Source organism: Micromonospora sp. WMMD1082, from assembly GCF_029626175.1.
GTDB lineage: Bacteria > Actinomycetota > Actinomycetes > Mycobacteriales > Micromonosporaceae > Micromonospora.
Genome location: NZ_JARUBM010000002.1, coordinates 6,054,163 through 6,081,127, shown reverse-complemented (window position 1 = coordinate 6,081,127; position 26,965 = coordinate 6,054,163). Strand labels below are relative to the sequence as shown.

26 protein-coding genes are annotated in these 26,965 nt (G+C 73.3%); 10 read left to right on the top strand and 16 right to left on the bottom strand.

Features of this window, described 5'->3' with window-relative positions:
• The first annotated feature begins 15 nt into the window (after positions 1-15).
• Entirely contained in the window at positions 16-1,197 is a 1,182-nt protein-coding gene (locus O7615_RS28150; RefSeq protein ID WP_278180802.1) for a phosphotransferase, read from the top strand.
• 13 nt (positions 1,198-1,210) lie between these two features.
• Here O7615_RS28150 and O7615_RS28145 read toward each other — a convergent pair whose 3' ends face one another.
• Positions 1,211-1,861, bottom strand: coding sequence for a LysE family translocator (locus O7615_RS28145; RefSeq protein WP_278180801.1), 651 nt, complete (start codon positions 1,859-1,861; stop codon positions 1,211-1,213).
• A gap of 122 nt (positions 1,862-1,983) precedes the next feature.
• Here O7615_RS28145 and O7615_RS28140 point away from each other — a divergent pair, with 122 nt between their 5' ends.
• The 3 genes from O7615_RS28140 (at position 1,984) to O7615_RS28130 (ending at position 4,179) form a co-directional block, all read left to right on the top strand.
• A complete protein-coding gene (locus tag O7615_RS28140) occupies positions 1,984-2,472 on the top strand; it encodes a DUF1992 domain-containing protein (RefSeq protein ID WP_278180800.1) in 489 nt (162 codons plus the stop codon).
• Positions 2,473-2,735: 263 nt separating this feature from the next.
• Positions 2,736-3,569: a nitroreductase/quinone reductase family protein gene (locus tag O7615_RS28135; protein WP_278180799.1), complete on the top strand. Its 834-nt coding sequence runs from the start codon at positions 2,736-2,738 to the stop codon at positions 3,567-3,569.
• Positions 3,570-3,642: 73 nt separating this feature from the next.
• Complete coding sequence (locus tag O7615_RS28130) at positions 3,643-4,179, top strand: DUF6817 domain-containing protein (protein ID WP_278180798.1); 537 nt, start codon at positions 3,643-3,645, stop codon at positions 4,177-4,179.
• On the opposite strand, the gene O7615_RS28125 is transcribed toward O7615_RS28130, so the two are convergent.
• The 3 genes from O7615_RS28125 to O7615_RS28115 all read right to left on the bottom strand — a co-directional run bounded on the left by O7615_RS28125 (position 4,142) and on the right by O7615_RS28115 (position 6,523).
• Positions 4,142-4,489, bottom strand: coding sequence for a hypothetical protein (locus O7615_RS28125; RefSeq protein ID WP_278180797.1), 348 nt, complete (start codon positions 4,487-4,489; stop codon positions 4,142-4,144). The two genes, O7615_RS28130 and O7615_RS28125, sit on opposite strands and share 38 nt — an antisense overlap.
• Positions 4,490-4,774: 285 nt before the next feature.
• Positions 4,775-5,470 carry a hypothetical protein gene (locus tag O7615_RS28120; RefSeq protein ID WP_278180796.1) on the bottom strand — a complete coding sequence of 232 codons (696 nt, stop codon included), beginning with the start codon at positions 5,468-5,470 and terminating at the stop codon, positions 4,775-4,777.
• Between the two features lie 84 nt (positions 5,471-5,554).
• A complete protein-coding gene (locus O7615_RS28115; protein ID WP_278182261.1) occupies positions 5,555-6,523 on the bottom strand; it encodes an NAD(P)-dependent alcohol dehydrogenase in 969 nt (322 codons plus the stop codon).
• Positions 6,524-6,716: 193 nt separating this feature from the next.
• Here O7615_RS28115 and O7615_RS28110 point away from each other — a divergent pair, with 193 nt between their 5' ends.
• Positions 6,717-7,385 carry a TetR/AcrR family transcriptional regulator gene (locus tag O7615_RS28110; RefSeq protein ID WP_278180795.1) on the top strand — a complete coding sequence of 223 codons (669 nt, stop codon included), beginning with the start codon at positions 6,717-6,719 and terminating at the stop codon, positions 7,383-7,385.
• A 529-nt stretch (positions 7,386-7,914) separates the two neighbouring features.
• Here the strand turns inward: O7615_RS28110 and O7615_RS28105 are convergent.
• The 3 genes from O7615_RS28105 to O7615_RS28095 form a co-directional block, all read right to left on the bottom strand.
• Positions 7,915-8,373 carry a DUF6069 family protein gene (locus O7615_RS28105; protein ID WP_278180794.1) on the bottom strand — a complete coding sequence of 153 codons (459 nt, stop codon included), beginning with the start codon at positions 8,371-8,373 and terminating at the stop codon, positions 7,915-7,917.
• A 107-nt stretch (positions 8,374-8,480) separates the two neighbouring features.
• A complete protein-coding gene (locus tag O7615_RS28100) occupies positions 8,481-9,479 on the bottom strand; it encodes an RNA polymerase subunit sigma-70 (RefSeq protein WP_278180793.1) in 999 nt (332 codons plus the stop codon).
• A gap of 152 nt (positions 9,480-9,631) precedes the next feature.
• Positions 9,632-10,192 (bottom strand): DUF1062 domain-containing protein, encoded by a 561-nt coding sequence (locus O7615_RS28095; protein ID WP_278180792.1) that lies wholly within the window; start codon positions 10,190-10,192, stop codon positions 9,632-9,634.
• Between the two features lie 319 nt (positions 10,193-10,511).
• Here O7615_RS28095 and O7615_RS28090 point away from each other — a divergent pair, with 319 nt between their 5' ends.
• Positions 10,512-11,510, top strand: a complete 999-nt coding sequence (locus O7615_RS28090; RefSeq protein ID WP_278180791.1) for a tyrosine-type recombinase/integrase — start codon at positions 10,512-10,514, stop codon at positions 11,508-11,510.
• A 109-nt stretch (positions 11,511-11,619) separates the two neighbouring features.
• Here the strand turns inward: O7615_RS28090 and O7615_RS28085 are convergent, their stop codons facing one another.
• Positions 11,620-12,396 carry an FkbM family methyltransferase gene (locus O7615_RS28085; RefSeq protein WP_278180790.1) on the bottom strand — a complete coding sequence of 259 codons (777 nt, stop codon included), beginning with the start codon at positions 12,394-12,396 and terminating at the stop codon, positions 11,620-11,622.
• Positions 12,397-12,538: 142 nt separating this feature from the next.
• Between O7615_RS28085 and O7615_RS28080 the strand changes: the two genes are divergently transcribed.
• The 4 genes from O7615_RS28080 (at position 12,539) to O7615_RS28065 (ending at position 14,744) form a co-directional block, all read left to right on the top strand.
• Entirely contained in the window at positions 12,539-13,009 is a 471-nt protein-coding gene (locus O7615_RS28080) for a MarR family winged helix-turn-helix transcriptional regulator (protein ID WP_278180789.1), read from the top strand.
• An 82-nt stretch (positions 13,010-13,091) separates the two neighbouring features.
• On the top strand, positions 13,092-13,508 hold the full coding sequence (locus tag O7615_RS28075) for a DUF6069 family protein (protein WP_278180788.1): 417 nt from the start codon (positions 13,092-13,094) through the stop codon (positions 13,506-13,508).
• A 248-nt stretch (positions 13,509-13,756) separates the two neighbouring features.
• Positions 13,757-14,182, top strand: coding sequence for an Hsp20/alpha crystallin family protein (locus O7615_RS28070; RefSeq protein ID WP_278180787.1), 426 nt, complete (start codon positions 13,757-13,759; stop codon positions 14,180-14,182).
• 103 nt (positions 14,183-14,285) lie between these two features.
• Positions 14,286-14,744, top strand: a complete 459-nt coding sequence (locus O7615_RS28065) for a hypothetical protein (protein WP_278180786.1) — start codon at positions 14,286-14,288, stop codon at positions 14,742-14,744.
• Positions 14,745-14,787: 43 nt separating this feature from the next.
• Here O7615_RS28065 and O7615_RS28060 read toward each other — a convergent pair whose 3' ends face one another.
• The 8 genes from O7615_RS28060 to O7615_RS28025 form a co-directional block, all read right to left on the bottom strand.
• Complete coding sequence (locus O7615_RS28060; RefSeq protein WP_278180785.1) at positions 14,788-15,495, bottom strand: ABC transporter ATP-binding protein; 708 nt, start codon at positions 15,493-15,495, stop codon at positions 14,788-14,790.
• Positions 15,488-16,471, bottom strand: a complete 984-nt coding sequence (locus O7615_RS28055; protein ID WP_278180784.1) for an ABC transporter ATP-binding protein — start codon at positions 16,469-16,471, stop codon at positions 15,488-15,490. Before O7615_RS28055 ends, O7615_RS28060 begins: the two co-directional genes overlap by 8 nt.
• 55 nt (positions 16,472-16,526) lie before the next feature.
• Entirely contained in the window at positions 16,527-19,205 is a 2,679-nt protein-coding gene (locus tag O7615_RS28050) for an FtsX-like permease family protein (RefSeq protein WP_278180783.1), read from the bottom strand.
• Positions 19,206-19,260: 55 nt separating this feature from the next.
• The gene (locus O7615_RS28045; RefSeq protein WP_278180782.1) at positions 19,261-22,464 is read right to left on the bottom strand and encodes an ABC transporter permease; all 3,204 of its coding nucleotides are present in this window, start codon (positions 22,462-22,464) and stop codon (positions 19,261-19,263) included.
• A 171-nt stretch (positions 22,465-22,635) separates the two neighbouring features.
• Positions 22,636-23,319 (bottom strand): thymidine kinase, encoded by a 684-nt coding sequence (locus O7615_RS28040; RefSeq protein WP_278182260.1) that lies wholly within the window; start codon positions 23,317-23,319, stop codon positions 22,636-22,638.
• Between the two features lie 149 nt (positions 23,320-23,468).
• A complete protein-coding gene (locus tag O7615_RS28035) occupies positions 23,469-24,863 on the bottom strand; it encodes an MFS transporter (RefSeq protein ID WP_278180781.1) in 1,395 nt (464 codons plus the stop codon).
• Between the two features lie 23 nt (positions 24,864-24,886).
• Positions 24,887-25,657, bottom strand: a complete 771-nt coding sequence (locus tag O7615_RS28030; protein ID WP_278180780.1) for a glycerophosphodiester phosphodiesterase — start codon at positions 25,655-25,657, stop codon at positions 24,887-24,889.
• Positions 25,658-25,765: 108 nt separating this feature from the next.
• A complete protein-coding gene (locus tag O7615_RS28025; protein ID WP_278180779.1) occupies positions 25,766-26,953 on the bottom strand; it encodes a benzoate/H(+) symporter BenE family transporter in 1,188 nt (395 codons plus the stop codon).
• Between the last annotated feature and the right edge of the window lie 12 nt (positions 26,954-26,965).

Sequence of the window (26,965 nt, the reverse complement as noted above, 5' to 3'; positions counted from 1 at the left end):
GGAGCGAGGTGCCGCGTGAAGACCCTGCCCGACAACCCCAGCCTCGACCACCTGCGCCAGCAGGCCAAGGATCTCCTGGCCGGCCTGCGCGACATCGATCCCGCCGCGACGCTGACCACCGCCCAGGCGGGCCTGGCCGAGCAGTACGGCTTCCCCACCTGGGCGGCCCTGAAGGCGGAGGTCGACCGGGTGCGCGGCCGGGCCGAAACCGCCGACGCGTCCCTGGCCCACGCGATCGCCGGCCGCTACGACCTGGGCGAGGTCGTCGGCGAGATGCGGTCGGTGGCCCGTCCCGACGACATGGGGCGCCGATGGTCGCTGGTGACCGACCGGGGCCGCTGGTCGGTGCGGACGATGGACACCTGGTGGCCCATTGTCGACGCCGAGACCGACGTCGCGTTGCAGCAGGCCGCGGCGGCTGCCGGCGTGCTGCTGCCCGCGCCGGTCCGCAGCCGCGCGGGCCGCATCATCGAGCCGGTCGGCGGGCATCGCTGGCGCGTCTACGAAGGGCTGCACTCGGGGCCGCCGCTGCTGGCCCCGGCCCGCTCGTCGGTCACCCGCATGGTCGGCGGTGTGCTCGCCACGATCCACGGGCTCGGCCTGCCGGTGGATCGGGTCAGCCCGTGGCACGGTTCCCGGCTGGCCACCGAGAGCTGGTCGCAGCTCGCCGCCGAGGCCGCGGCCCACGGCGCCGGCTGGGCACCGGCGCTCGGCGCCGCCGTGGCCACGCTGACGGACCTCGACACCGTCGGCGTGGGCGCCGAGGTGCCGCAACCGGTGCTCTGCCACAACACCCTGGGCCCGGCGAGCACCCGGCTGGCACCGAACGGCCGCCTCGTCGTCGTCGCCTGGGAGCACGCCGGCGGCCAGCCGCCGAGCTGGGAGTTGGCCAACGCGCTGCTGGACTGGGCCGTCAGCCCCGGTGGGGCGGTCAACGTGGCCGGGGCGCGGGCGCTGGTCGACGGCTACCGCGCGACCGCGGGCACGCTGCCGCCGCTGGAGCTGGCGTCGTTCCGTGGCGCGGTCACCAGCCTCGCCAACTACGTCTTCGAACAGGTGCGCGGTGCCCTCGCCGCGCACGGCGACGAGGACCGGCGGTACGCCGACCGCAGCGTCGCGCACCTGCTGTCGCAGCTACCGACCCGCGCCGTCCTGCACCAGCTGGTGGACGTGGCGGTCACAGCGGCGCGCCGATGACCCGGCCGGAATCTCAGGGGGCGGCCACCGCGGCGCGGGAACGGTCGGCGGCGATCCGGACCGCCAGCGCCGCCAGCACGGTGCCCATCAGCACCCGCTGTACGCGCAGCCACAGCGGTCGCCGACCCAGGAAACCGGCGATGCCGCCGGCGGTCAGCACGATCAACGCGTTCACCGTCAAGGCCACGGTGATCTGGGTCAGCCCCAGCAGTAGGCTCTGCACGGCCACCTGGCCACGGGCGGGGTCGATGAACTGCGGCAGCAGCGAGACGTACAGGATGGCGATCTTCGGGTTGAGCAGGTTGGTGACCAGCCCCATGGTGAACAGTCGCCGGTTCGGGTCCGGCGGCAGCGGCGCCGGGGTGAACGGCGAGTGCCCGCCCGGGCGCACCGCCTGCCACGCCAGCCACAGCAGGTACGCCGCGCCGGCCAGCTTGACCGCCGTGTACAGCGCGGGCACCAGCACGAACACGGTGGCGATGCCGGCCACCGCCGCGCCCAGGTAGACCGCGAAGCCGGCGGCGACCCCGAGCAGCGAGATCAACCCGGCCCGTCGGCCCTGGGTGACCGACCGCGACACGAGGTAGACCATGTTCGGCCCGGGCGTCAGCACCAGCCCCAGGGCGACCAGCGCGATCCCGACGACTCCCGCCGTACTCACCATCGTTGTGACCCCCGTCCCACGTCGTGCCCGAGCCTAGGCCATCGGGGAATGCCGGCCCAGGCGGCGACGCTGCGCCGGGTGGAGACGATGGTCACGTTACGGTTGGTCCGGGAGGTGGCGAGGTGGACAGGCGGTGGGAGGCGTCGGTCGAGGCGCAGATCCGGTCGGCCCAGGAACGCGGCGAGTTCGACAACCTGCCCGGCGCGGGTAAGCCGATCCCCGGCCGGGGGCTGCCCTACGACGAGTCCTGGTGGATCAAGAGCTTCCTGGAACGCGAGCAGGTGCCCACCGATCTGCTGCTGCCCACGCCGCTGCTGCTGCGCCGCCGGATCGAACGGCTGCCCGAGGAGGTCCGCGACCTGCCCACCGAGCAGGCAGTCCGGGCGTGCGTGGCCGACCTCAACGCCGAGGTGATGGCCTGGCTGCGCCATCCGTCCGGCCCGCGGGTCGTGGTGCGCCCGGTCGACACCGACGCCGTCGTACGGCGGTGGCGCGCCGATCGCGCCGCCGCCGTGCCGCCGGCAGCCGCCGACCGGCCGTCGGTGCCGCGCCGTCGGGCCTGGTTTCCGTTGCGCCGCCTGACCCGTCGCGCCGCCGGCCTGCTCGGGTGACCGGTCGGCGCCGTTGTCGGCACCGGGCGGGTCGACTACGCTCGGTCGGGTGACTGCCGGGTCGGCCATGTGCCACGAACGGACGGGGTACCCGGCCCGCCGGTGATCCGGGAGCGGGCCCGCGGCCCGTCGCCGTCCGTCCTCTTTCTGCGCGCCCCTTCGAGGCGCCCACCGCTGCACACCGCGCCGTTGCCGGCGCCATCTCCGCCGGGGCCACCGGCGTCTTCGACGTGGCCGACTCCTGCCGCAGCAGAAAGCTGAGCATGCCGAACGACTTCAACCAGCAGATCATCGACGAGTTCCGGGCCAACAACGGCCAGGTGGGCGGCCCGTTCGAGGGCGCCCGTCTGATCCTGCTCACCACCACCGGGGTACGCACCGGTGCCCGGCACACCACGCCGGTCGCCTACCTGCCCGACGGCGGGGCACGGATCCTGGTGATCGCCTCCGCCGGGGGAGCGGAGCGACATCCACAGTGGTACCGCAACCTGGTCGCCGACCCGCAGGTCACCGTCGAGGACGGCACGTTCACCTACCCGGCGCGCGCCGAGGTGCTCACCGGCGCCGAGCGCGACCGCCTCTTCGCCCGCGCCGCGGAGGCCGATCCCGGGTGGGACGCGTACCAGGCGAAGACGTCCCGGGTGATCCCCGTGGTCGCCCTCTACGAGCAGGCGGGTGGCCCACCGCAGGCGTCGTCGTGGGGTGCGGCGCTGAAGATGATCCACGACGCGTTCCGGCGGGAGCTGACGCTGATCCGCGCCGAGGTCGACCGCGCCGGGACGACCCTCGGCGCCCAGCTGCGGGTGAACTGCCTGACCGTCTGCGCCGGCCTGCACGGCCACCACACCAACGAGGACGCCGGCATGTTCGTCGGCATCGCCGCGCAGCGCCCGGACCTGGCGCCCGTGCTGGACCGGCTACGCGAGGAGCATCGCCGGGTGGCCGAGCTGGTGGGGGAGTTGCAGCAGACGCTGACCGCCGACGGCGTCGACCGCGACCAGGTCCGCGAGCAGGTCACCCGGCTCGTCGCCGAGGTGGAGACGCACCTGGCGTACGAGGAGGAGCAGCTGATCCCGGTGCTCGACGGCGTCGGCTGACGCCCCCGGGTGTGACGAACTGGGCATCGCCGGGGCCGTACCGCCCCGGCGATTGTTCCCTAGGGTCGATGGCATGCCAACCAGTGCTCCCGTCCAGGACTGGCTGCGCCAGCGCGGCGCCGAGACGGTCGACCATCCCGGTGGCACGCTCTACGCGCACCTGTGCCGGGTGCACGACCGGCTGCGGGGCCTGGGGCTCGGCGTCGACGTGCAGCTGGCCGGGCTCACCCACGCCGCGTACGGCACCGACGGTTTCGACGTGGTGCTGCTGGACCGCGCCGACCGGGAGACCCTGCGCGCCCTGATCGGCGAGACCGCCGAGCGGCTCGTCTACCGCTACGGCGCCTGCGACCGCCGCCGGAGCTGGCGGCACCTGGCCGACACCCGGCAGGTCGTGGACCGCTTCACCGGCGAGGTGCAGACCCTGGGCGCGGCCGAGCTGCGGTCGTTCGTGGACCTGTGCATCGTCAACGAGCTGGATGTCGTCGAGCAGTCACCGGCGATCGCCGAGCGGCACGGCCCCTACCTGCGTACGCTCTTCGCCTCCTGGGCGTCGCTGGCCTCCCCACCGGTCAACGCCGAGGCCCGCCGGGTGTTGGCTGCTCGGTGAGGTCACGAATGGCCGACATCGCGTGCCTGATCTTCTCGGCCGGGTACGGCGTGGCCCGGCTGTCACCGAACAGATCCCAGTAGAAGTCGTTCATCGCGACCGCGACGGGCGCGTACCGCCTGATGGTCGCGGCCACCGCCGGCGGTACGTCCACGACGTCGGCGCCGTCAGCACAGCGCCGGATGTAGTCGTTGCGCGCGACCGGCCCGCCGGTGGCCGGAACGGCAACCCCGCACACGTTGGTCACCAGCTGGCGGCGTTGCGGGGTTTCCCGGAGATCGGTCGGGCCGAGCTGATCCCGACACTTCACGCTGACCGGCGCGGACGAGGTGGATCGGAAGTTGGTCGGTCAGCGTCGTGGGGCGGCGAACCGGTTGGGGTTCGCGTTGCAGTTGACCACGGCCGCTCGCCGTGCCGGCGCGCCGGTGATGGAGTACCTGGCGGGGCAGCTGGAGATTCGCCGGCCGAGCGTGGTGCGGGACTACATGATGCGGGAGCGACGGCACCACCACACTACGCAGCCCAGGACTCGACCAGGCGGCCCTCCACGGAGTCCTCGCCCGCGTGCGCGACCCCGGCGCCGCCCTCATCTCGGTCACGACCGGACGAGGCGCACGCCGGTCGCGAGCAGCCAGACGAGCCAGGCGGCGAACCCTAGGAGCCCGCCGAAGATCAGCGCCGAGCCGTCGGCGATCGCGAGGTTGCCGAGCCCCGCGGCGAGCAGCAGGCTCCCGCCCACCAGGCCCAGCAGGCGCTGCCAAGCCGGAGTCAGCCCGCTCGCGTGCGCGGCGAGGGCCGCGCCGATGAAGGTGGTGCCGAGCGTCGGCAGCGCCAGCGCGAACGCCGCCGCGTGAACCTGCCAGACGAGCTCGAACGCGGGCGTCGGCTCGGCGAGCCCGCCGGCGGAGAGCGCGAGCCCGATCTGCAGGACGTTGACAAGCACGAAGATGGCCGACAGCGTCGCGCCAGCGGTCGAGGCGAGGCGCGACCAGTCGGCGCCCGCTCCGCCGCGCCGCTCCACGAGGCCGTGCAGGCCCGTCACGAACACGAGTAGCAGCGGCAGGTTCAGGGCCACCAGACCGGACGCGATCGCGACCGCGTCGCGGTTGGCTGCGTAGTAGGCCAGCACTTCCTCGATCGGAGCGCCGAAGGTCGGCGCGCCCGTTCCCGCCAGCACCGCGTTCTCTATCGCCACCGACACCGCGAACGCGATCGCCGCGGCGCCGACGAGCCGGCCTCGAACGAACCAAGTGCGGGCTAGCGTGGTGGCGGTGTTCTGCGGTGGTCTCATCCTTTACTCCTTCGTTTCAGTCGGATGGCGGGTTGTCGAGCAGGTTCGGGGTGGTCGTTCGGATGGTCGTCGGTGGTCCGGTCGTCAGACGGTGACGACGACCTTCCCTCGGGTGTGGCCGGCCCCGACGTAGCGGAGGGCGTCGGCTGCTTCGTCGAGGGGGTAGGTGCGGTCGATGACCGGCGTGACCTGCCCGGTCGCGAGCAGGTCGGCCAGGGTGAGCAGGTCCTGGCGCTTCTCGATCGACAAGAGAGGCTTCAGCTGCTGACGGGTGAACCCGGACAGCACGCGCGCTTTGACGATTCGACCGAGGGGGCCGAGCCAGCGGCCACCGCGTCCGCTGTTGGGGATGAGGGTGCCGGTGGGCGTCAGCGCTCGGCGGACAGCCGCCAGGGGCTGGGCTTCCACGTTGTCGAGGATGACGTCGTAGCGCTTCTCGGTGCGGGTGACGTCGGTCCTCGTGTAGTCAACGACGTGGTCGGCACCGAGCGACCGGACCAGGTCGACGTTGCGGGTGCTGCACACACCGGTCACCTCGGCGCCAAACGCCTTGGCGATCTGTACGGCGAAGGAGCCCACGCCGCCCGACGCGCCCGTGACCAGCACCGTCTGGCCCGGTCGAACGTTCGCGATCTCGCGCAATGCCTGCAACGCCGCCATGCCCGACGTGGGCACCGCTGCCGCGTCCACGACCGACAGGTTGGCAGGCACGGACACGAGGTTGTCCGCCGGGACGCAGGCGTACTCCGCGAGCGTTCCAGCGGTGCTCCAGCCGAACACCTCCTCGCCGGGGCGGAGAGCGGTGACATCCTTCCCGACCGCTGCCACCACGCCGGCGAGGTCCCTGCCAGGGATGCCGTGGCGCGGCCGGCGGAGCCCGAACGCCAGGCGCACCACGTACGGCTCACCGGTCATGACGAAGTAGTCGCCGGGATGTACTGAGGCCGCGCCCACCTGGACGAGCACATCGCCTCGACCGGGCAGCGGTAGCCCGACCTCGCACGACTCGAGCACTGAGGGCGGGCCGTAGCGGTGTTGGACGGCGGCTCGCATCGTCGCCGCCCCGGCCGGACTCGCCGGTGGCGCCAGGCGGTCTCCGGCATTGGATCGCTGTTCGTTTCCCATAGAAGCTCCTCACGTCCGCGGTGAACTTTCGCTGGCTCGTACACCGTACGTCGTACGCTGTACTATGGGCGTACGATGTACGATTGTCAAGCCGTTCAAGGGAGCGAGGAGACCCGTGCCTGTGAGGAAGCAACGCCAGGTCGCGTCAGACGCGGGGCTGAGCAAGCAGCGGGTGGTGGTCGAGGCGGTCCGGCTCGCCGACCGCGAGGGGGTCGACGGGCTGAGCATGCGCCGGCTGGCTGGCGCGCTCGGCGCGGGCGCGATGTCGCTCTACCACTACGTGGCGAACAAGGAGGAGTTGCTGGACGCCATGATCGACATCGTGTTCGAGGAGATCGAGCTCCCGCCCGAAGAGACCGACTGGCAGTCAGCGATGCGACGGCGGGCGATATCCGCCCGACAGGTTCTCGCACGCCACCCGTGGGCGATCGGCCTGATGGAGTCGCGGACATCGCCCGGGCCCGCGAACCTCCGCCACCGTGAAGCGGTCACCGCCTGCCTGCGGAGGGCTGGCTTCCCGGTCTTGATGGCGACGCACGCCAACTGGTTGCTCGACAGCTATGTCTACGGTTTCGCCCTGCAGGAAGCCAGCCTGCCGTTCGACACCGCCGATGAGCTCGCGGACATGACCGAGGACGTCTTCCTGCCCCAGCTTCCTCCTGACGAGTTCCCCTACCTCAACGAGTCCGCCGCGGCGCTCGTCGCTGCCGGCTATGACCCGGCGGAGGAGTTCATCTTCGGCCTCGACCTGGTCCTTGCTGCCCTCGATCCCCTGAGAGCCTCCGCATAGCAACGCTCACGGACCGTCGCGCGGCCCTCTGCACCGCACTCCGATCCATCACCGCGGAACGAGCTCACCCGCGACGGCGTCGCCGCCGCCTGGGCCAATGGCAGCAGGTCCGGCCGACGCCCTCGCCTTGCCCAACTCGGCGCGACTGACCAGGCACGCGACGCCTTCCGCGCCGGTGCCAGCATCGCCGCTCTGGCCCGCGAACACGGCGTCAGCCGTGGCGCGCAAACGGCCACGCGACGATCCGCCGCACCGGCGACGAGGACACCGCCAGACAGGACCTCCAACCGGCCAGATCTTGGACAGTTCCCGTTCCGCGTGAACGGCAACTGTCCAAGATCTCGCACCCGCATCTCATCCTTGGGCCCGGCGGGTGGGGATCGCCCATCGGAGAAGTTCAGCAACCGATTATCGGATTACCGGTTACAGTAATGCCATTAACTTATACGGGCAAAAGAGACATATGTTCGACACATCATAATGACTGTTATGTGCGCACGGGCGTCCGTCGGTGTGGCCCCGCAACGCGTCAGTCGCCGGTCTGGGTGCGCAGGCTCCGCGCCAGGGTCGGGATCATCACGGCCGCCGGGACGAGGTGCAGCCCGAGCAGGGCGGCGATGGTGGCGGTGGTTGCTCCGCTGAGGAGGGGCGGGACCATCGAGATCGCGGTCAGCGACACTGCCGTCCACACGAACCGCTCGGCGGGGCGAGCGCTCCACTGACGAAGAGCGACGGCAATGACGATGCCCACGACCGAGAAGAAGCCGGTCACCACGGCGAACCCGCCCAACGGGATCGTCTCGCCACCATCTGGGATCGCGAAGTCGACGCCGACTGCTCGGGCAAGCGCCGCGGCGAGGGTGGTGGCCACCGTCGCGGCGAGCGCGGCGATGAAGCCGGTGACGAGGAGCCCGCGCAGTCGGTGGGTGTGGCTGGTCTGGCCCGATGCCGGGTCCGCAACGGTACCGGTGTCATTCATGCTGTTCATGTCGTTCTCCATCGCTCTGGCGTGCGGGGGTTGACTGGCCTGCAGGTGACGACGCCGGACGCGCCGCGAGCACCGCGACACGCGCGGCGCGAGCGTTCACTCCGGGACTACTCCGTGCCGTTCGCCGGCAGGCGCTCGGGCAGACCGAGACGCGGGAACTGGTTGTCGTGGAACGTGATGATCTCGGTGATCGCCCCGCCGGTGACGCGCAGGACGTCGATCGTCAGCGGCAGGTACGCGCCCTCCCGCTTGCGCCAGTGGTAGAAGGCGACGGCGGGCTGGCGGTTCACGGAGGTGGGGACGGCGCGCAGGCCCGTCATGCCCACGAAGCCGCCCTCGACCCAGTCGTTCACCACCGCGTCGCGGCCGACCTGCAGGCCCGGGGTGGGCGGCATCGAGCAGCGTACGTCGTCGCGCAGCAGTGCGGCGAGCACGTCGATGTCCGTGGCCACGCTGGCGTCGGTGTAGCGGCGTACCAGCTCGCGCGTCCCGGCGTCCTCCTCGCCGCCGGTCCAGTCCTGCCGCTCGGCGGGCAGGTGCTCCCGCATGCCGGCGCGGGCCCGCTGCAGCGCGCTGTTCACGGAGTTGACCGAGTTCCCGAGGAGTTCCGCGACGTCCTTCGCCGGCCAGCCGAGCACGTCGCGCAGGATCAGCACGGCCCGCGGGCGCGGCGCGAGATGCTGGACCGCGACCAGGTACGCCAGCTCGATCGTCTCCCGCGCCACGGCGACGGTCTCCGGCTCGTCCGCGTCGCCCGTGGGCAGCTCGTCGAGCAGCAGGTCCGGGTAGGGCTGCAGCCACCGCACCTCGCCGCCGGTCGCCGGCTCGGGGCGGGACTTGGCGAGCAGGTCCAGGCAGGCGTTGGTGGCGATCCGGTACAACCAGGCCCGCAACGTCGACCGTCCCTCGAAGGTCTCCCGCCGCCGCCAGGCGCGCAGGAACGTCTCCTGCACGGTGTCCTCGGCATCCTCGAACGACCCGAGCATCCGGTAGCAGTGCACGTGCAGCTCCCGCCGGTGCCGCTCCGCCAGCCGCGAGAACGCCGGCTCGTCGACCTCGCCCAGATCGCTCACGCCCAGCTCCTTCAGCCGCGTGTCCGCACTCATCACGTCATCCTTCCGCCTCGTCGTATCCCGTCGTAGGTATGACGGGCGCGGGCGCGACAACTCATCACGAGGGTCGGCCGACATGGCTGCTTCAGGAGGTCGCGGTCGCGCGAGTAGCCGGGCGGGCGCGTGGCCCATCCGGCTACTCGCCGTTAGCCCTCGGCCAGCACGGTGAAGGTGAACCCGGCGCTCCTCGGGCGGCGCAGCGGAACGTCGCACTTGATCCGACGCAGCGCCTCGTTCCTGCTGAGGCCGAGCCCGTGCGCGATGAGCCGTTCCGGGCGCACCGGTACCGGATCCTCGAAGACGACCTCCACCCGGACCGGCCACGCCTCGTCCGGCCATGCCGACGGGGTGTCCAGCCGCCAGGCTCCCGTCCAGTTCAGGGTGAAGTGGTTACGCCGGGCGAGCAGCGGATCCAACAGCCTGGCCGCCACCAGATCCGGATCGTTGACGTGGTAGCCGTGGAGTTCGGCCGGATCGAAGGATCTGACCGACGCGCGCTCGTGCACGGTGAGCTTGCTCGTCCGGTCACAGGATACGCAGCGGACCAGCAGCCACACGTCCAGCAGCTTGCCGTTGGCGTTGACGCGGAACCTGCCCTCGCCGGTGGTGGCCGACTCCGCCCGGCAGTACCCGCACAGCATCGATAGCAGCGGCAGCCTGGTCCGGCGGACGACCCAGGGCAGCACGATATGAGGTGGTGAAGACATGGTTGATCGAGACCTGATCTCTCTAGACCTGACCCGAGGCCGATCACGCGGGGCCTCACACGCTGGTTGACCGGGCGCACGCGGGCAGCCCGGCAGAGCCGACGGGGAGCGTCGGCTACCGATGAGCGGAAGAAGGTGTCAGGTCTACAGGGCAGGCGGGGTCACGCGGTGTCGTCCTCTGTCCTCACGGGGGATCGGGCTGCGGGCAACCTACGGGACCACGAGAGGAGGGCTCAAACGGTTTCCGGCGTCAGATGCGATCATGAGACGACGGCGCGCCTGCTCGTCAACGGGAGACACGGCTGAGAGCATCTCTCACGTGCGTACGCCCGACACTCCGGCGCGGTATCGCCCGCCGGCCGCTCCCGCCCTGCCCGGGGCGCCGATGGCCGTCACCGACGCATGGTTGCGCAACCGGCGGTTGAGCGAGCACACCCGCGACGCGTACCGCCGCGATGTCGCGGGTTGGTTGGCCTGGTGCACCGCGTGCCAGCTCGACCCGCTGCGGGCGAGCTTCCTGCACGTCAACGAGTACGCGCGGGCGCTGGAGAGCACTCTGTCCGCGCGGACCGGCCGCCCGCTGACCTCGGCGACGGTGGCCCGGAAGCTGTCCGCGCTGTCCAGCTGGTACGACTTCCTGGTCAAGCTGCGCGCGGTCGACGCCAACCCGGTCGCCGGTGCCGACCGGCCCCGCATCGACCGGGACCACTCGGCCACGGTCGGCCTGACCCCCGCCGAGGTGGACGCGCTGCTGGCCGCCGCCGACGCCGACACGGGGCCGACCGCCGCGCGCAACCGCGCCGCCGTCACCCTCCTGGCCGACCTGGGGCTGCGGGTCGGGGAACTGGTCTCCCTGGACGTCACCGATCTCGGCGCCGAGCGGGGTCACCGCAGCGTGCGGTTCGTCGGCAAGGGCGGCAAGGCCCGCCGCCGGGCCCTCACCCCCGGCACGGCGTACGCGGTGGACGCCTACCTCGCCCAGCGGGCGGCCGCGCAGGGCGTGACGACGCACCAGCTCACCGGGGCGCTGCTGGTCACCGCCAGCGGTGCCCGCCTCGACCGGCACTCGGTGTTCCGGCTGGTGCGGCGGCTCGCCCGCGTCGCCGGGATACCGGCGTGGGCGCACCTGTCGCCGCACTCGCTGCGGCACGCCTTCGCCACCACCGCCCGCGCCGAGGGGGTGCCGCTGGAGGACGTGCAGGACGCGATGGGCCATGCCGACCCGCGCACCACGCGCCGCTACGACCGGGACCGGCACAACCTCGACCGCGACCCCGCGTACACGATCTGGGCCGCCCGCGCCCGCCGCCGCGCCTGAGAACCCCCCGGAAACCGGCGTTGATCATGAAGTTGTTGTCACCGCTATCGGCGTGTCGGGACAACAACTTCATGATCAACGCGGTGTGGCGGTGGGGTGCCGGGTCGGGTCAGGTCGTTGGTACGCAGTACACGTCGCCGGAGTTGGCCTCGTGCGGCAGCGCGAGCAGGTGGGCGGCGATCTCCTCGATGGGGGCCCAGCGCCCGAGGGTCAGCACCTTCTCGTCGCCGAGCGCCACGTCGAACCCGCCGAAGCCGAGTGCGGCGAGCCGGCGCAGGCACCGCAGCGCCACCGCCCGCTCGATCGTGGTGAACTCGAACGACAGCGCGGGCAGCGGGCGGCTCAGGCCGGCGAGCACGGCGTCCTCGAAGCCCTCCACGTCGATCTTGACGAAGGCCGGTGTGCCGTGTTCGGCGATCAGCGTGTCGACGGTGGTGACCGGTACCTCGATCTGGCCGTCCCAGACCTGACCCTCCCAGCCACCGGCGCCGGCGGCCGCCGCCACGAAGTCGGTCGAGGCGGTGGAGACGGTCGGGTTGGCGGAGTTCACCAGGAACCCGATCCGGCCGGGCTGGGCACCACAGGCCGCCTCGACCAGGGTGACCTGGTCGTCGTCGGCGTAGATGGCGCGCAGCGCCCGCAGGCACAGCGGTTGCGGTTCGACGGCGACGACCCGGGCACCGAGCCGGCGGAAGCTGCCGATGTGGTCACCCACGTGCGAGCCGATGTCGAAGACCAGGTCGCCGGGGCGTACGAAGCGGGCGTAGAAGGCGTCCATCGCCGCGTCGCGTTCCGGGTCGCCGTAGTAGACCTCCAGGGAGCGGCGCAGCGAGGCGGTGGCGGGGTCGGCCTTGAGTGCCTCGACCGCGGCGGAGTGCGTGCCCATCGCAGCACCTTAGCTGGCTCTCTCCGATGGCCGTGGCGTTCCTCGCGTACGACGGTCACCCGGCGTGGTCACCGCAGCCTCCAGACGCGAGTAGCTGACCGGGCAATGATCCCGCATCGGAACATCTTGTTAACCTCGGTGCATGACCTCCCCGTCGCCGGGCCGCCCGTCCGACCTGATGTTCCTGCTCAGTTGGGCCAGCCACGTGTTGCGCGTGGAGCACGCCGCCGGCCTGGCCGACCTGGGCATCTCTCCCCGGGCCCACTGTGTGCTGGCGCGGGCCCGGGTCGGCGGCCTCACCCAGCGGCAGGTCGGCGAACTGTGCGGGGTGGACAAGACCACCATGGTGGTGACCCTGGACCAGTTGGAGATCGCCGGGCTGGCCCGGCGGGTGCCCTCGCCGACCGACCGGCGGGCTCGGCTGGTCGAGGTCACCACGGAGGGCCAGCGGGTGCTCGGCCAGGCACAGGAGATCGCCGCCCGCCTGGAGCAGGACGTACTGGCGGCCCTGCCTGACGACGAGCGTGAGGTGTTCCTGCGGGCGATCCGGCGCCTGGTCGACGAGCGCCTGTCCGGGGACGGAGCATGCGGGCCGGCCGGCTCGGTCTGCTGACCGTATCGTCCAGCACGGGATCGTCCCGCACGAAACTATTTGGTATGGTCGGGCGGCTGGTGTCCCCGACCGAGGAGTAGCCGTGAGCGCTACCGCACAACCCGTCAGCAGCACCACCTCCCCACTCCGTCGCCGCGCCCTCGGCGTGCCGGCCGCCGTCGTGGCCTGCGTCGCGATCTGGATCATCGGCGCGCTCGGCGGCGTCAACTACGCCGTACGCAGTCCGGGGCAGCCGGAGGTGGTCGTCAACCTCTTCCCGGTGATCCTCTTCTCCCTCGGCTCGGCGCTGCTCGGCTGGGCGGCGCTCGCCGTTCTGGAGCGATTCGCCGGCCGCCGCGCCACCCTCATCTGGATCGTGCTGGCGGTGGCGGTGGCGCTGCTGTCGTTCCTCCCGCTGTTCCAGGTGGACGCCACGGGCGGCGCCAAGTTCGCCCTGGGCGCGATGCACGTCGCGGTGCCCGCCGCCCTGATCGCCCTCCTCCCCAACCACAACCACTAACAGCCACCCCCGCACCCTCCCCGACACCCCACCGCCGCGTCGATCTTGCACTTGTCGTCGGGACATAACACCCCAGCCTAGACATTCGGGCGACCACAACTGCAAGATCGACGCGGCCAGGGGAGGGGAGGGAGGAGCGGGGGTGGGGGGTTGACGGTGGGGTGGGGGGTGCGCTATTACAGAAGTGGAAGTTGAGTCGAGTGGGCTCAACTAGGAACCTTCGGCCAGGAGAACCGAGGAGGCACGAGATGCTGATGCGTACCGACCCGTTCCGTGAGATCGACCGGCTCGCCGAGCAGTTCTTCGGCACCACCAGCCGCCCGGCCGTCATGCACATGGACGCCTACCGGGACGGCGACTACTTCTACGCGGCCTTCGACCTGCCCGGAGTCGACCCGGAGAGCATCGACTGCACCGTGCAGCGCAACGTGCTCACCGTCCGCGCCGAGCGTCGCCGCCCCGCCGGCGACACCGTCGAACTCGTCGCCGCCGAGCGCCCGATGGGCCTGTTCAGCCGGCAACTGTTCCTCGGCGACACCCTCGACACCGACAAGCTCGAAGCCGGCTACGACAACGGCGTGTTGACGCTGCGGATCCCGGTGGCCGAGCGGGCCAAGCCCCGCCGGGTCACCATCAGCGCGACCGGCAACGGCCGCAAGCAGATCAAGGGCTGAGCAGACCTACCCTCGGCGCGGGCCGGGCGGGACCGACGCGTCCCGCCCGGCCCGCGCCCGCTTTCCGCCCGCCCGGACGGCCGATTCTCTACCGTCGGATGGTGTGGGCGCTGCGCAGCCGTGGAGCAGACCGGCCCGGCGACGCCACCCGGTACGGACCGGGCTCGTCATCGCCGCGGTGGGCACGGCGCTGTGCTGCGTCGGGGTCGCCGGGCTGGGCGCCTGGAACCTGCAACTCGTCACCCAGGCCGCCGGACCGGTCCGGGAGACCGCCGAAGGGTTCCTGCGCGAGGTCACCGCGGGCGACACCGACGGCGCGTACGAGCGGCTCTGCGCCGACGCGCGCACCCGGTGGAGCCAGCTCGGCTTCACCAGTTGGGTACGCACCCCGCCGGTGGTGCGCGACTACGAGATCGTGGACGTGTCGGTGGCCACCCGGGGCGGCCGGCCGCACGGCACAGTCACCGTGCGGTTGACCCGCGACACGGGCAACACCGAGCAGCGTGACCTGTCGGTGGTGCGGGAGGACGCCGGGTGGCGGGTCTGCGGCGACCCGTACTGACCACGCCCCGGCCATCACACCCGTGCTGATCACGCCCGGGTCATCACACCCGGGCCGGCTCGGTGGACTCGACCAGCCGGCCGTCGCGCAGTACCAGCACCCGGTCGGCCAGCTCCACCAGGGTCGGATCGTGCGTGGCGACCAGCGCCGTCATGCCCCGGGCGTGCACCAACGCCCGCAGCAGGTCCATCACCGCGCGGCCGGTCTCCGAATCCAACTGGCCGGTCGGCTCGTCGGCGATCAGCAGCGCCGGATCGTTGGCCAACGCGCGGGCGATCGCCACCCGCTGCTGCTGCCCACCGGACAACTCGTACGGCCGCTGCGCGGCGTGCGCACCCAGACCGACCAGTTCCAGCAACACCGACACCCGCTCCTCGCGCTGCGCCGCCGGCACCTTCGCCAGCCGCATCGGCACCCCGACGTTCTCCGCCGCCGACAGGATCGGGATCAGCCCGAAGGACTGGAACACGAACCCGATGGTGTCCCGGCGCAGCCGCAGCAGTTCCTTCTCACCGGCCCCGGTGACCTCGTGACCGGCCACCCACACCCGCCCCGAGGTGGGGCGGTCCAGGCCACCGACGAGGTTCAGCAGGGTGGTCTTGCCCGCGCCCGAGCGACCCCGTACCGCGACCAGCTTACCGCGACCGGCGCGCAGCGAGACGTCCCGCACCGCGTGCACCACCCGGTCGCCGCTACCGTAGTCGCGGCTCAGCCCCTCGACCCGGATCAGGTCGTCCCGCCCGCTACTCATCGCGCACCTTCCTCTCATCGGAGCGGTCACCGGAGCGGACCTGCACGTGGTCCGGCTCCAGGGTCAACCTCACCCGGTCCCGCAGCGCCAGCGCGTCGACGAAGCCGGCCGGCAGCTGCATCCGCCCGGCCCGGTCCAGCACCGCGTACTCCTCGGTGATCAGCTCCTCGACGCCGTCGGCGCCGACCCGCGCCGTGCGGTGCACCTCGGAGGCGGTGCGGCCGTCGCGGATCGCGACGGTGCGCCGCACCTGGGAGGCGACCTGCGGGTCGTGGGTCACCACCACGACGGTCACCCCCAGCTCCGCGTTGATGGTGCGCAACGCGGCGAACACCTCCCCGGCCGTCGCCTCGTCCAGCTCACCGGTCGGCTCGTCGGCGAAGAGCACCTCCGGGTCGTTGGCCACGGCCACCGCGACGGCGCAGCGCTGCTGCTCGCCGCCGCTCATCTGCCCCGGCCGGCGATCCGCGCAGTAGCCGACGCCGACCATCTCCAACAGCTCCACGGCCCGCCGCCGACCGGCGCGGCCACCCCGACCGGACAGCCGCATCGGCAGCTCCACGTTCTCCCGGGCGGTCAGGTACGGCAGCAGGTTGCGCCCGGTCTGCTGCCACACGAACCCGACGGTGTGCCGCCGGTACCGCAGCCGCTTGCGGGCGGACATGGTCAACAGGTCGTAGCCGGCCACCCGGGCGATCCCCGCGGTCGGCGTGTCCAACCCGGAGAGGATGTTCAGCACGGTGGACTTGCCGGAACCGGACGCGCCGACGATGGCCAGCAGCTCGCCCCGGTCGACGACCAGGTCGAGACCCTGCAACGCGACAACCTCCACGCCCTCGGTGGTGAAGATCCGCACCAGCCCGTCGCAGACGATGTGCCCGCGCAACCGGTCGGCACCGCCGGCGCGGGCGGCGGCCCGTTCCGCCGCCCGCCGTTGCAGCGTCGCCAGATCCGGCACGTCCCGCACCACGCTCACCACGGCACCCCGCTCCGTCGCGTGCCGTCCCGAGGCACCAACGCGCCGACCTCGCTCATGGGTTCTCCTCTCCCAGACGCAGCACCTCACCGAGGCGCATCCGCCGGTTCATCAGGTTCTCCACCGCCAGCCCCGCCACCAGTCCCAGGACCACCAGTCCCAGTACCGAGGCCAGCACCAGCGGATCCAGGTGGTCACGGATCGGCACCCCGGGCGCGAACGCGGACAGCCCGAGGGTGGGCCCCAGGATCCGGGGCAGGGCCACCCCCACCGCCGCGCCGGTCAGGGCCGCCACCAGCACCAGCGGCACCAACTCGTACACCAGCAGCCGCCGGCCGTGCCCGGCGGACAGTCCCAGCGTGCGCAGCCGGGACAGCATCCGGCCCCGCCCGGCGGCGTCGGCGACCACCGCGAAGCCGACGGCGAGCACGGCCAGCGCGGTTCCCCCGGCCGCGCCGGCGGCGAACGCCAGGGTCAGCACGTCGTTGGCGCCGGCGCGGTCCAGCGACTGCCGGTACCCCCGCCAGGTTTCCAGCGTCGCCGGCAGCTGCGGGCGGGTGACCGGCGCGCCGAGCACGTCGGACTGCCGCCGGCGCTGCTCGTCGTCGGCCACCCCCAGCAGCTGCGCCTCGTCGATGTCGTCGCCGGCGACCAGATACCGGTTCGGGATGATCGGCGTGTACGCGTACTCGGGCAGCGCCTGCCACGGCAGCACCACGAACCGCTCGGTGCCCAGCCCCACGCCGGGGAAGGCGTCGGCCACCCCGGCGACGTGGAACCCGTACAGCCGGCCCTGGACGTCGACCACCGCGTCGTCGTCGAGCAGCGCCGCGACCCTCGGCGAGACGATCGCCGGCACCGGCCCGTCATCCCGGGTGACGGCCCGCAGCGCCGCCGGCACGTCGACGTCGACGCCGCTGCGCGCCACGACCTCGGCGAACGCCGGGCCGTCGACCACCAGCACCCGCACCTGGCCGAGCGGCCTGGCCTGCGGCCCGGTCCCGGACTGCAGCCGCCGGTTGGAGTCCACCCGCACCCGGGCCACCGCCTGCACCCCGGGCACCCGGGTCAGCGCGTCGGCGGCGTCGGGGGTGAACGTGTACCCGGTCAGCCAGGCGTCGGCCGGCACGGTCAACGTCGCGGCCCGGTCCCGGGCCGCGCCGACCGTGGTGGTGACCACCCCACCGAAGACGCCCGTGCTGACCGCGACGATCAGCACGGCCAGCGGACCCAACGCCACCGGCGCCCCCCGCCCGGCGCGGGCGACACCGAGGAACAGCAACGCGCCCCGGGCGCCGGCGGCCAGCCGGCCGGCCAGTCGCAGCGGCCAGGGCAGCAGCCGCATCGCCACCAGCGCGGCGGCGACCGCGACCAGCACGGGCACCGAGGCGAGGTACACGTCGACGCCGCCGCCCGGGTCGAGGCCACGGCGACGCAGCAGCACCACACCGAGACCGGCCAGGACCAGCACCCCCGCCTCGACGGTCAGCCGCCGCACCGAGGGGCGCTGCCGGGCCATGTCGGTGCGCCCGGCCACCACCCCGACCCGCCGCTGCGCGAGCATGGCCAGCGTCGGCACCACCGCCGTGGTGAGCACCGCCAGCAGCAGCACCGCCCAGGGTGTCCCGTCGGCGCGGCCCGGCACCCGCATGCCCACCAGCCAGCCGACCAGCACGGCGAGGGGTTGCACAGGTGCGGCCTCGGCCAGGGTGCGCAGACCGATGGTGCGCAGGGCGGCGCCCCGGGCGCGCAGCAACGCGAACTCGTCGCGGCGGCGCAGCACCGCCAGCCGCGCGGCCAGCAGGATCAACCCGAGCAGGCTCGCGGTCAGGCCAGCCTGCACGACGGCGAGCAGGGCCCGCACGGCGTGCAGCTGCCCGGCGAAGCGGGCCAACGCCACGTCCAACGACGTCTGGACGACCGCCCCGGGCGTCCATTCGGTGCGGCGGGTCTCGGCCACCGCCGCGGTGACCGCTCCCAGCGTCGCGGTGTCCAACCGCCGCTCGTCGACGCGGTAGCGCCAGCCGTTCACCGCCACCACGCCGCTGCCGGCGGAGACCGCGTCCACCCCGGCCCAGTCGGTGACCCCCGCCACGATGTACGGGTCGCCGTCCAGCAGCGGGGCGATCGGGTGCAGCGCGTCCTGGAGGTCGTCCCAGACCGGGTCACCGGCATCGCGCGGCGCGAACACCCCGACCAGCCGCCCCAGCGCGTGGCCGCCCTGCCCGGTGAACCGCAGCCGGTGCCCGGGGCGCAGCGACAGCATCTCGGCCACCGCCTCCGACACCGCCACCTCCGCCGGGCCGCCCGCCTCCGTACGCGGCCACCGCCCGGCGGTCAGCTCGGCCGCCTCCTCGACGCCGGTCTGGGCGCGCAGGCCGAACATCTTGCGCGCGCCACCGTCCATCGGCGGTTCGTCGCCGCTGGCCAGCAACTGCTCCTCGTCCAACGAAGCGGCGTACCACCGGCGCTCCACCAGGGCGGGCAGCGGCTGCGGCAGCGCGGCGGCGTACCGGTCCAGGTCGGCCTGCCCGGCGGCGGCCGGCGCGCGCCGCGGCGCGGTGATGGACACGTCGCGGACCAGGTGCGGCAACCGGGCCACGTCGGCGCGCAACCCCCGGTCGGCGTACCCGCTGGTCAGCCGGGGTGCGGCCGTCACCAGCAGCGCCGCCACCAGCCCCAGCACCGCCAGCAGACCCACATGGGCGCCGTACGCCCTGATCCGCCTCACCATCACTGGTGCCGCCTTCCGTTCGCGACTGCGGGGCTCGCAAGCTCACTCCTCGCGCTCACTGGTCTGCTCCCGTGCGGAGTTGGGTGGCGGTCAGCCGCCGCCGCATGCCGACCGACACCGCCGCGCTGAACGCCAGCGCCACCACCAGCAGCCCCACGCCGGTGGCCAGCACCGGCGGCCAGTCGACGCTCAACAGCGGCGGTGGGGTGGGCCGGTCGGCGGACGAGGTCAGGATGACCAGCGGGGCCATTGTCGCCGCCACGCCGACGCCCACGGCGAGCCCGACCAGCACACCCATGCCGGCCAGCAACGACTGCTCGGCCAGCAGCGACCGGGCCACCAGGCGATGACCGGCACCGAGGGTGTGCAGCACGGCCAGTTCGGTGGCCCGGCGTCGGGCCGTCGCGCTGACGTCCACCACCACCCCCACCGCGGCCAGCAGCACCGCGGCGAGGGCGGCGGCGAAGAGCGCACCGCGGGCACCCACGGTGAACGGGTCGCGGGCCAGGTCGGCGGCGACGTCCTCGCGATCCAGCACGTGCAGGTCGCCGAGCGCGGTGGTCGTCTCGGCGACCCGCCGCGCCTCGCCGGGGTGCACGGCCACCCACCACTCCTGCGGCGATCCGACGATGCCGTGGTCGTGGAAGAGCCGGGTGCTCAGCGACGGCAGGTCGACCAGCAGCGCCGCGTCCTCGGCGTCGCCGGGCAGTGCCGCCACGCTGTCGACCACGGTGACGTCGACCTCGGCGCCGCCCAGGAACAGCCGGGTCTGCGCCCCGACGTCCACGTGGAGCATGCCCAGCGCCTGCGGGGTGGCCACCACCGGCACCCGGGTCGGGCCGGCCGGCCGGGACAGCGCCAGGTGCAGCGGCGATCCGCGCACGTACCAGCCCGTCTGTATGTCGCGGCTGTAGCGGGCGGTCACGGTGGCACCGGACGCGGTCGACTCGGTGGCGGCACCGGCGCGGTCGACCAGTTGCCACGGTCCGTCGGCGGCCAGGTCGACCGGCGTGCCGGGGGAGGTGTCCGCGACGGCGCGCAGGTGCGACAGCCGCCAGTCGAAGGTCAGTTGCGGCCCGCCGACGGTGTCGGCGGTGAAGCCGACCAGCCGCCACGGTCCGTCGCTCGGCAGCGCGGCGGAGAACCGCAGCGGTTCGCCGTCGCGGCCGGTGGAGCCCAGGGTCACCCGCCGATAGCCTTCCCGGCCGTCGGTGAGCACGGCGTGGTGGCGGATCGCCGCACCGGTGTCGAGGCCGTCGATGCGGGTGCTCAGCTGCCCGGTCAGCCGCCGGGTGCCCGCCGGCAGGGCCGTCTGCGGCGCCGCCGGCCGCTCGGCGGTCAGCGCGCCGAGCAGGTGGTCGGTGGATCCGCCGGCCAGGTCGGCGCGCAGCCGCACCACCTGGCCGGCGGAGTCGGCGGCGATGGCCAGCATGGTGGCCGGTTCGGCTGCGGGCCCGAGACGCACCGTGTCCCGCCAGGCCGGCACGACCGCCCGCGTACCTGGCAGGTCGGCGAGCTGGTCGGCGCGGTCGTCGGGGGCGGCGCCGGTGGTCTCGGTCAACCGCAGGTCGGCGCCGACCCGGTGGGCGGCCTGGTCGTCCAGGGAACGTTGCGAGGTGCCGGCCAGGGACCAGGCGAGGGTACCGGCCGCCACGGCGAGGGCCAGCAGCAGCACGGGGCCGGCGTGCGGGCGGCGGCCGGCCTGCCAGGTGCCGAGCATGGTGGCGGTCCACGGTGTGCGGTCCACCCAGCGTTCCGTCAACCGGACCAGCGGGGGCAGCAGCCGCAGGGCGAGCATCGCCCCGGCCGCCACGCCCAGGGTGGGTGCGGCGGCCAGCAGCGGATCGACGCCCAGCTCGCCGCCGGTGGAGCGGGACAGGGGGGACGAGTACCGGCTGAGCTGGTACCAGCTGAGCAGGGCCAGGCCGACGAGCAGGACGTCCAGCCCGGCCCGCTGCACCATGCCGCGCCGGCTCGGTCGGGAGCGGCTGGCCAGGTCGGCGACGTAGCTGCCGCCGCGGCGCAGGCTCGGCCCGATCATCGCCAGCGCGCAGCCGGCGGCCGCGGCCCCGGCCACCAGCCAGAGCATCGGGTCGGGTACGGCGGCGGGGTGCGCCGGGGCGGCGGTGAGCCCGGACAGCCGGTCGGCCACGCCCAGCAGCTCGGCGACCAGTGGTGGGGCGAGGACGGCGGCGGGCAGGACGACCAGGGTCGCCTCCCGGGCGGTCAGCCCGGCCAGCTGCCAGCGGGCCGCGCCCCGGGCCCGCAGCAGCGCGGTCTCGCCACGGCGGTGCTCGGTGAGCAGGATCGCGACGAGCAGCAGCGCGTACCCGCCGAGGACCACCACCAGCAGCATCGGGGTGACCAGGGCGGACCGGCCGACGAGGGTGGCCCGTTGCAGGCGGTGTACGAGGTCGACGAGGTCGCTGGTGACCACCGCCGAGTCACCGAGCCCGGCGGCGGCCGGGCTGTCGGCGGCGATCCGGGTGGCGGCGCCGGTCAGCCGGTCCAGGGCGGCGGGGCCGACCCCGGCGAGGTCGGGCTCGATCAGCCAGCCGGCGGAGGAGTTGGCCAGGAAGTGGGTGACGAAGTCGTCCCGGGTCACCGTCAGCGGGCCGTAGGTGGCGGCCTGCGGCAGCGAACCGGTCGTCGTCTCCGGCGCAAGCCGCCAGTACGCGGCGTCGGGGTCGACGGGGGTGAACACCCCCGTCACGGTGACCTCGGTGACCCGCCCGGTGAGCCCGTCGGTGATCGGGATGCGGTCGCCCACGCCCACCCGCAGCGTCGCCGCGGCCACCTCGGCAAGGGCGGTCTGCACCGGACCGGCCCCGGACTCGGGCCACGCGCCGGAGGTCAGCCGGGCGTGCGCGGGCAGGTCGTCGAGGAACATCACCGACGCGTACGTGGCGCCGGTGCGGTCGGCGACGGCGTCGCCGGTGTCGCCGCGCAGTTGCCGACCGGCGGCATAGCCGGCGGTGCTGACCTGGGCGGGCAGGCCGGCCAGGTCGGCGGAGATCCGGTCGCGCAGCGCGGTGTCGCGCTCCCGCAGCGCCTCACCGGTGCGCCCGGCGGAGGCGCGGATCAGGATCGACCGTTCCTGGGCGGTGGCCGCGCCCAACACGTTGCGGGTGCCGGAGTCGACGACGTCCCGGTTGTACGCGGCCAGGCCGGTGAGCGCGACGGTCGCCACCAGCGCCGCCCCGGCCGCGGCCAGCAGCAGTCCCTTCGTGGCCCGGGCGCGCCGCAACGCGAACCTCATTCGTCCTGTACCCCCGCCGGTGCGCGGGCCGGTGCGGCCCGTGGTTGCCTTCGTGTCATGCACCAGGAGGGGCCGGCCCGGGGGAAAGGTTCGCAGCGGTGATCGTTTCGTTATGCGCCGCCGTGCCGAGATGCGCTGCCGTGGCCGGATGCGCCGCCGTGGCGGGCGGTCCTACCGGCGGGTGGCGACGCGGGGGCCGAGGTCGCCGGTGCGGTGGTGCCGCCGGCAGAGCACCTGGTAGCGCAGGTCATCGGTGTCGACGGTGTCGCCGATGACGACCTGTTCGCCCTCGCGGACCACCCGCCCGCCCGCGACGCGGGCGTTGAGCAGGCCCTCTCGGCCGCACCAGCAGAGCACCTCGACCTGGATGCGGGCCACCGAGTCGGCCAGTTCGAACAGCCGCTGGGCGGCCGGAAACAGGCAGGAGCGGAAGTCGGTGGCCAGGCCGAAGGCGTACACGTCGACGTCGTAGCTGTCGACCAGCTCGGCCATCTGTTCCACGTGCTCGACCGAGTAGAAGCTGGCCTCGTCGCAGATCAGGTAGTCCACGCGTACCCCGTCGGCCCACGCGTCGCGGACCAGGGTGCGCAGGTCGAGCGAGTCGGTGACCTCGATCGCCTCGTGGGCCAGCCCGATGCGGGTGGTCACCTGCGGGCCGAGCGAACGGTCGATGCGGGTGGTCACCAGGCCCCGCCGCCCCTGCCGGGAGTGGTTGTAGTTCATCTGCAACGCCATCGTGGACTTGCCGCAGTCCATCGGCCCCCAGTAGAACCGCAGCGCGGCGGCGTGGGCCGGCCGCCCGTCGACGCCGCGGGCGGCGACGCACCCGGCCGGGTTGTCGCCCTCCGCGGGCAGCGGGGGACGGGCCAGGCAGGGCGGTACGGCGTCGTCGGTCGTCACGGACCGGCAGCCTAGTGCGGCGCCGCCGCCCGCGCGCGGATGGTCCGGCCGGTGGTGTCGATCATCGCACCCCCGGCCGTCGTCGCACGTCGCGTCCCGTCGGGTCAGAGCACCCGGGGCGGGGTGTTGCCGGCGGCGATGATCGCCCGCCGCATCGGCACCGCCAGCAGCAGCAGGAACCCGACCACGAAGAAGATCAGCAGGGAGACCAGGCCGACCCGGTAGGAATTGGTGAGCTGGAACACCAGGCCGAACGCGAGGGGGCCGAGCCAGCTGGTGCCCTTGTCGCTGATCTCGTAGAAGCCGTAGTACTCGCCCTCCTTGCCGGCGGGGATCAGCTGGCTGAACAGCGACCGGCTCAACGCCTGGCTGCCGCCGAGCACCAGGCCGATGGCCGCGCCGAGCAGCATGAACGGCAGCGGCGCCTCGGCGGGCAGCCGGAACGCCGCGACGATCACCGCGGTCCACAGCACCAGGCTCAGCAGCACCGTCTTCCACGCACCGATGCGCCCGGCCAGGGCGCCCAGGCCCAGCGCGCCGCCGAAGGCGAGGAACTGCACCAGCAGAATCGTCACGATCAGGGTGGACTGGCCCAGCCGCAGTTCCTCGGTGCCGTACTGGCTGGCCAGCGTGATGACGGTCTGGATGCCGTCGTTGTAGACCAGGAACGCCAGCAGGAAGAACAGCGTCAGCGGGTACGCCTTGATCTCCCGCAGGGTACGGCCGAGCTGCCGGAACCCGTCGGTGAGCACGTTGCCGCGGCCACCGGCGGCGAGCGCGGCGGCGGTGGGGTGCTCGCGCAGCCAACGCAGCGGCACCAGGGTGAACGCCGCCCACCACAGCCCGGCGGAGACGATGGACCAGCGGGCCAGGTCGAGGGTGCGTTCGGCGGTGCCGTTGTCGAACGACTGCACCGCGACGAGGTTCAGCGCCAGCAGCAGGCCGCCGCCGAGGTAGCCCAGCGCCCAGCCACGGCTGGAGATGGCGTCGCGTTCGTCCGGCCCGCCCAGCTGCGGCAGGAACGAGTTGTAGACCACGATCGCCGCCCCGAAGCTGATGTTGGCCACCAGGAACAGGGCGCCACCGAGCAGGTACCGGTCGCCGGTGACGAAGATCATCCCCATGGTCGCGGCGGCGCCGGTGAACGCGGTGCCGGCCAGCAGCCGCTTCTTGTGCAGCGACCGGTCGGCCACCGCGCCGATCACCGGCAGGACGAAGACCGTCAGCAGCACCGACAACGAGATCAGGTACGGGTAGTACGAACCGGCGGCCACCTTGATGCCCAGCGGGTAGACGTACCCGGTGCAGTCGGCGTCGCCGAGCTCGCACCCGGCGGCGATCTTGGCCACGCTGGTCAGGAACGGCCCGAGGAAGACGGTGATGACAGTGGTCTGGAACGCCGAGTTCGCCCAGTCGTAGAAGTACCAGCCGGTGCGCTCGCGGCGGGTGCTCGACGGTGGTGGGGTGCCGTGCGCCGCCGGGGTGACCATCTCGGCCATGTGGGGTCCTCCGCCCAGGTTGTTCAGGCGGCCCAGTGGCCGCGGCTGCGGTAGACGTCGCGCAGCACGCCGACGTGGTCGGTCATGATGCCATCCACACCAAGATCAAGTAACTCGTGCATCTCGGCAGGTTCGTCGATCGTCCAGACGTGCACCTGCAGGCCGAGCCGGTGAGCCATCCGCAGGAAACGGCGGTCCACCACCGGCACCCGGCCGTAGCGCACCGGCACCTGCGCGGCCACCACCGACGACGGCAGCCGCAGCGGCCGGCCGGTCAGCGAGGCCCACCGCAGCCGGGCCACCCCGCGTACGCCGAGGCTGGTGGCGACCCGACCGGAGGTGAGCGCCCGCAGCCGGGCCAGCCGGGCGTCGCTGAACGAGGCCAGCAGCACCCGGTCGGTGGCGCCGGCCCGCGCGACCGTGGCCACCGTCGGCGCGACGCCCCGGTCGGACTTGACGTCGATGTTGAACCGAACCTGCGGCCACGCGTCCAGCACCTCGTCGAGGCGGGGCACCACGGCGGAGCCACCCACGCGCACCGAGGCCAGGTCGGCCCAGCGCAGCGCGCTCACCCGCCCCCGTGACCCGGTGACCCGCTCCAGGGTGTCGTCGTGGAACATCACGGCCACCCCGTCGGCGGTGCCGTGCACGTCGGTCTCGACGTACCGGTAACCCAGGTCGATGGCCCGGGCGAAGGCCGCCGTGGTGTTCTCGTCACCGTCGGCGGCGCCGCCGCGATGGGCGAAGGCCAGCGGCGCGGGAGCGTCGAGGTAGGGGTGCACGGTCGGTGGCACGCAGCGCAGTATGCCCGGCCCCGGTGATCGTCAGGCGACCGGCCGGCAAACGTCATGACCATCGGTCGGCGATCCGGCCGGTTCGCGGCCGTGCGGCAGGTCGCGCCGTCACGCCGGTGGCAGGGCCCGAGATCCGGTAACCCGTGACCGCCGCTGCCGGGTCACCAGCATGGTGGCCAGGCCGGCGAGCAGACCCCAGAACGCGGCGCCGACGCCGAGCACGGCGACGCCCGAGGCGGTGACGACGAACGTCACCACCGCGGGCAGCAGCATGGCCGCATCGGCCACGGCGTTACCCAGTGCCGAGCCGAGGGCGGGCAGCAGGGCCAGGCCGGCGACGGCGATCACCAGCACCGGTGGGGAGAGCAGCACGAGCGCGGTCGCCGCGCCCGCCCCGAGCCCGAGCAGCACCTGGCCGCCGGCCAGGGCCAGGGTGGCGATCCAGCGTCGGCGCGGGTCGGGGTGCGCCTCGGGGCCGGCGGTCAGGGCGGCGGTGATGGCGGCGAGATTGACCTGATGCCCGCCGAACGGGGCACCCGCCGCGCTGACCAGACCGGTGGTGACCAGCGCGGGTCGCAGCGGCGGCTGGTACCCGTAGCTGGACAGGACCGCCGCGCCCGGGACGTTCTGGCCGGCCATGGTGACCAGGAACAGCGGCAGCGCGATGCCGACGACGGCGCCGAGGTCGAAGGCGGGGGCGGTCCAGGCCAGGACGGGTCGCAGCGTGGCGTCGGCGAGACCCGCGTCCGGCCCGGTCACGGCGCTCGCCGCCACGGCCGCGACCAGCGCGCCCGGCACCGCCCAGCCACGCGCATAGCGCAGCAGCACCGCCCAGGTCACGATGACCGGCACGGCCAGCACCGGGATGTCCACCAGGGCCTGGACCGGAGCCGTGCACAGCGGCACCAGGATGCCGGCGAGCATCGCCCCGGCGACCGGTCGCGGGATGGCCGCGATCACTCGCGCCAGCCAGGGCACCAGCCCGGCGACCACGGTCAGCGCCGCGCAGACCAGGAAGGCGCCGACGGCCGACGGGAAGCCGCCGGCCACTGGGCCGGCCCCGACCAGCAGGGCCGCGCCCGGGGTGGACCACGCGACGGCGACGGGCATCCGGTGGCGCAGGGTCAGCACGGCGCCGGCGACCCCGATGCCGAGGCAGGTGACGAGCAGGCCGGAGGCGGCCTGGGCCGGGCTGGCGCCCACGGCCTGCAAGCCGGCGAGCACGAGCGTGAACGAACTCGCGTAGCCCACGACCGCGCTCAGCAGGCCGGCGACGACCGGTCGTACCCCCTCCATCAGCGCCCCCTC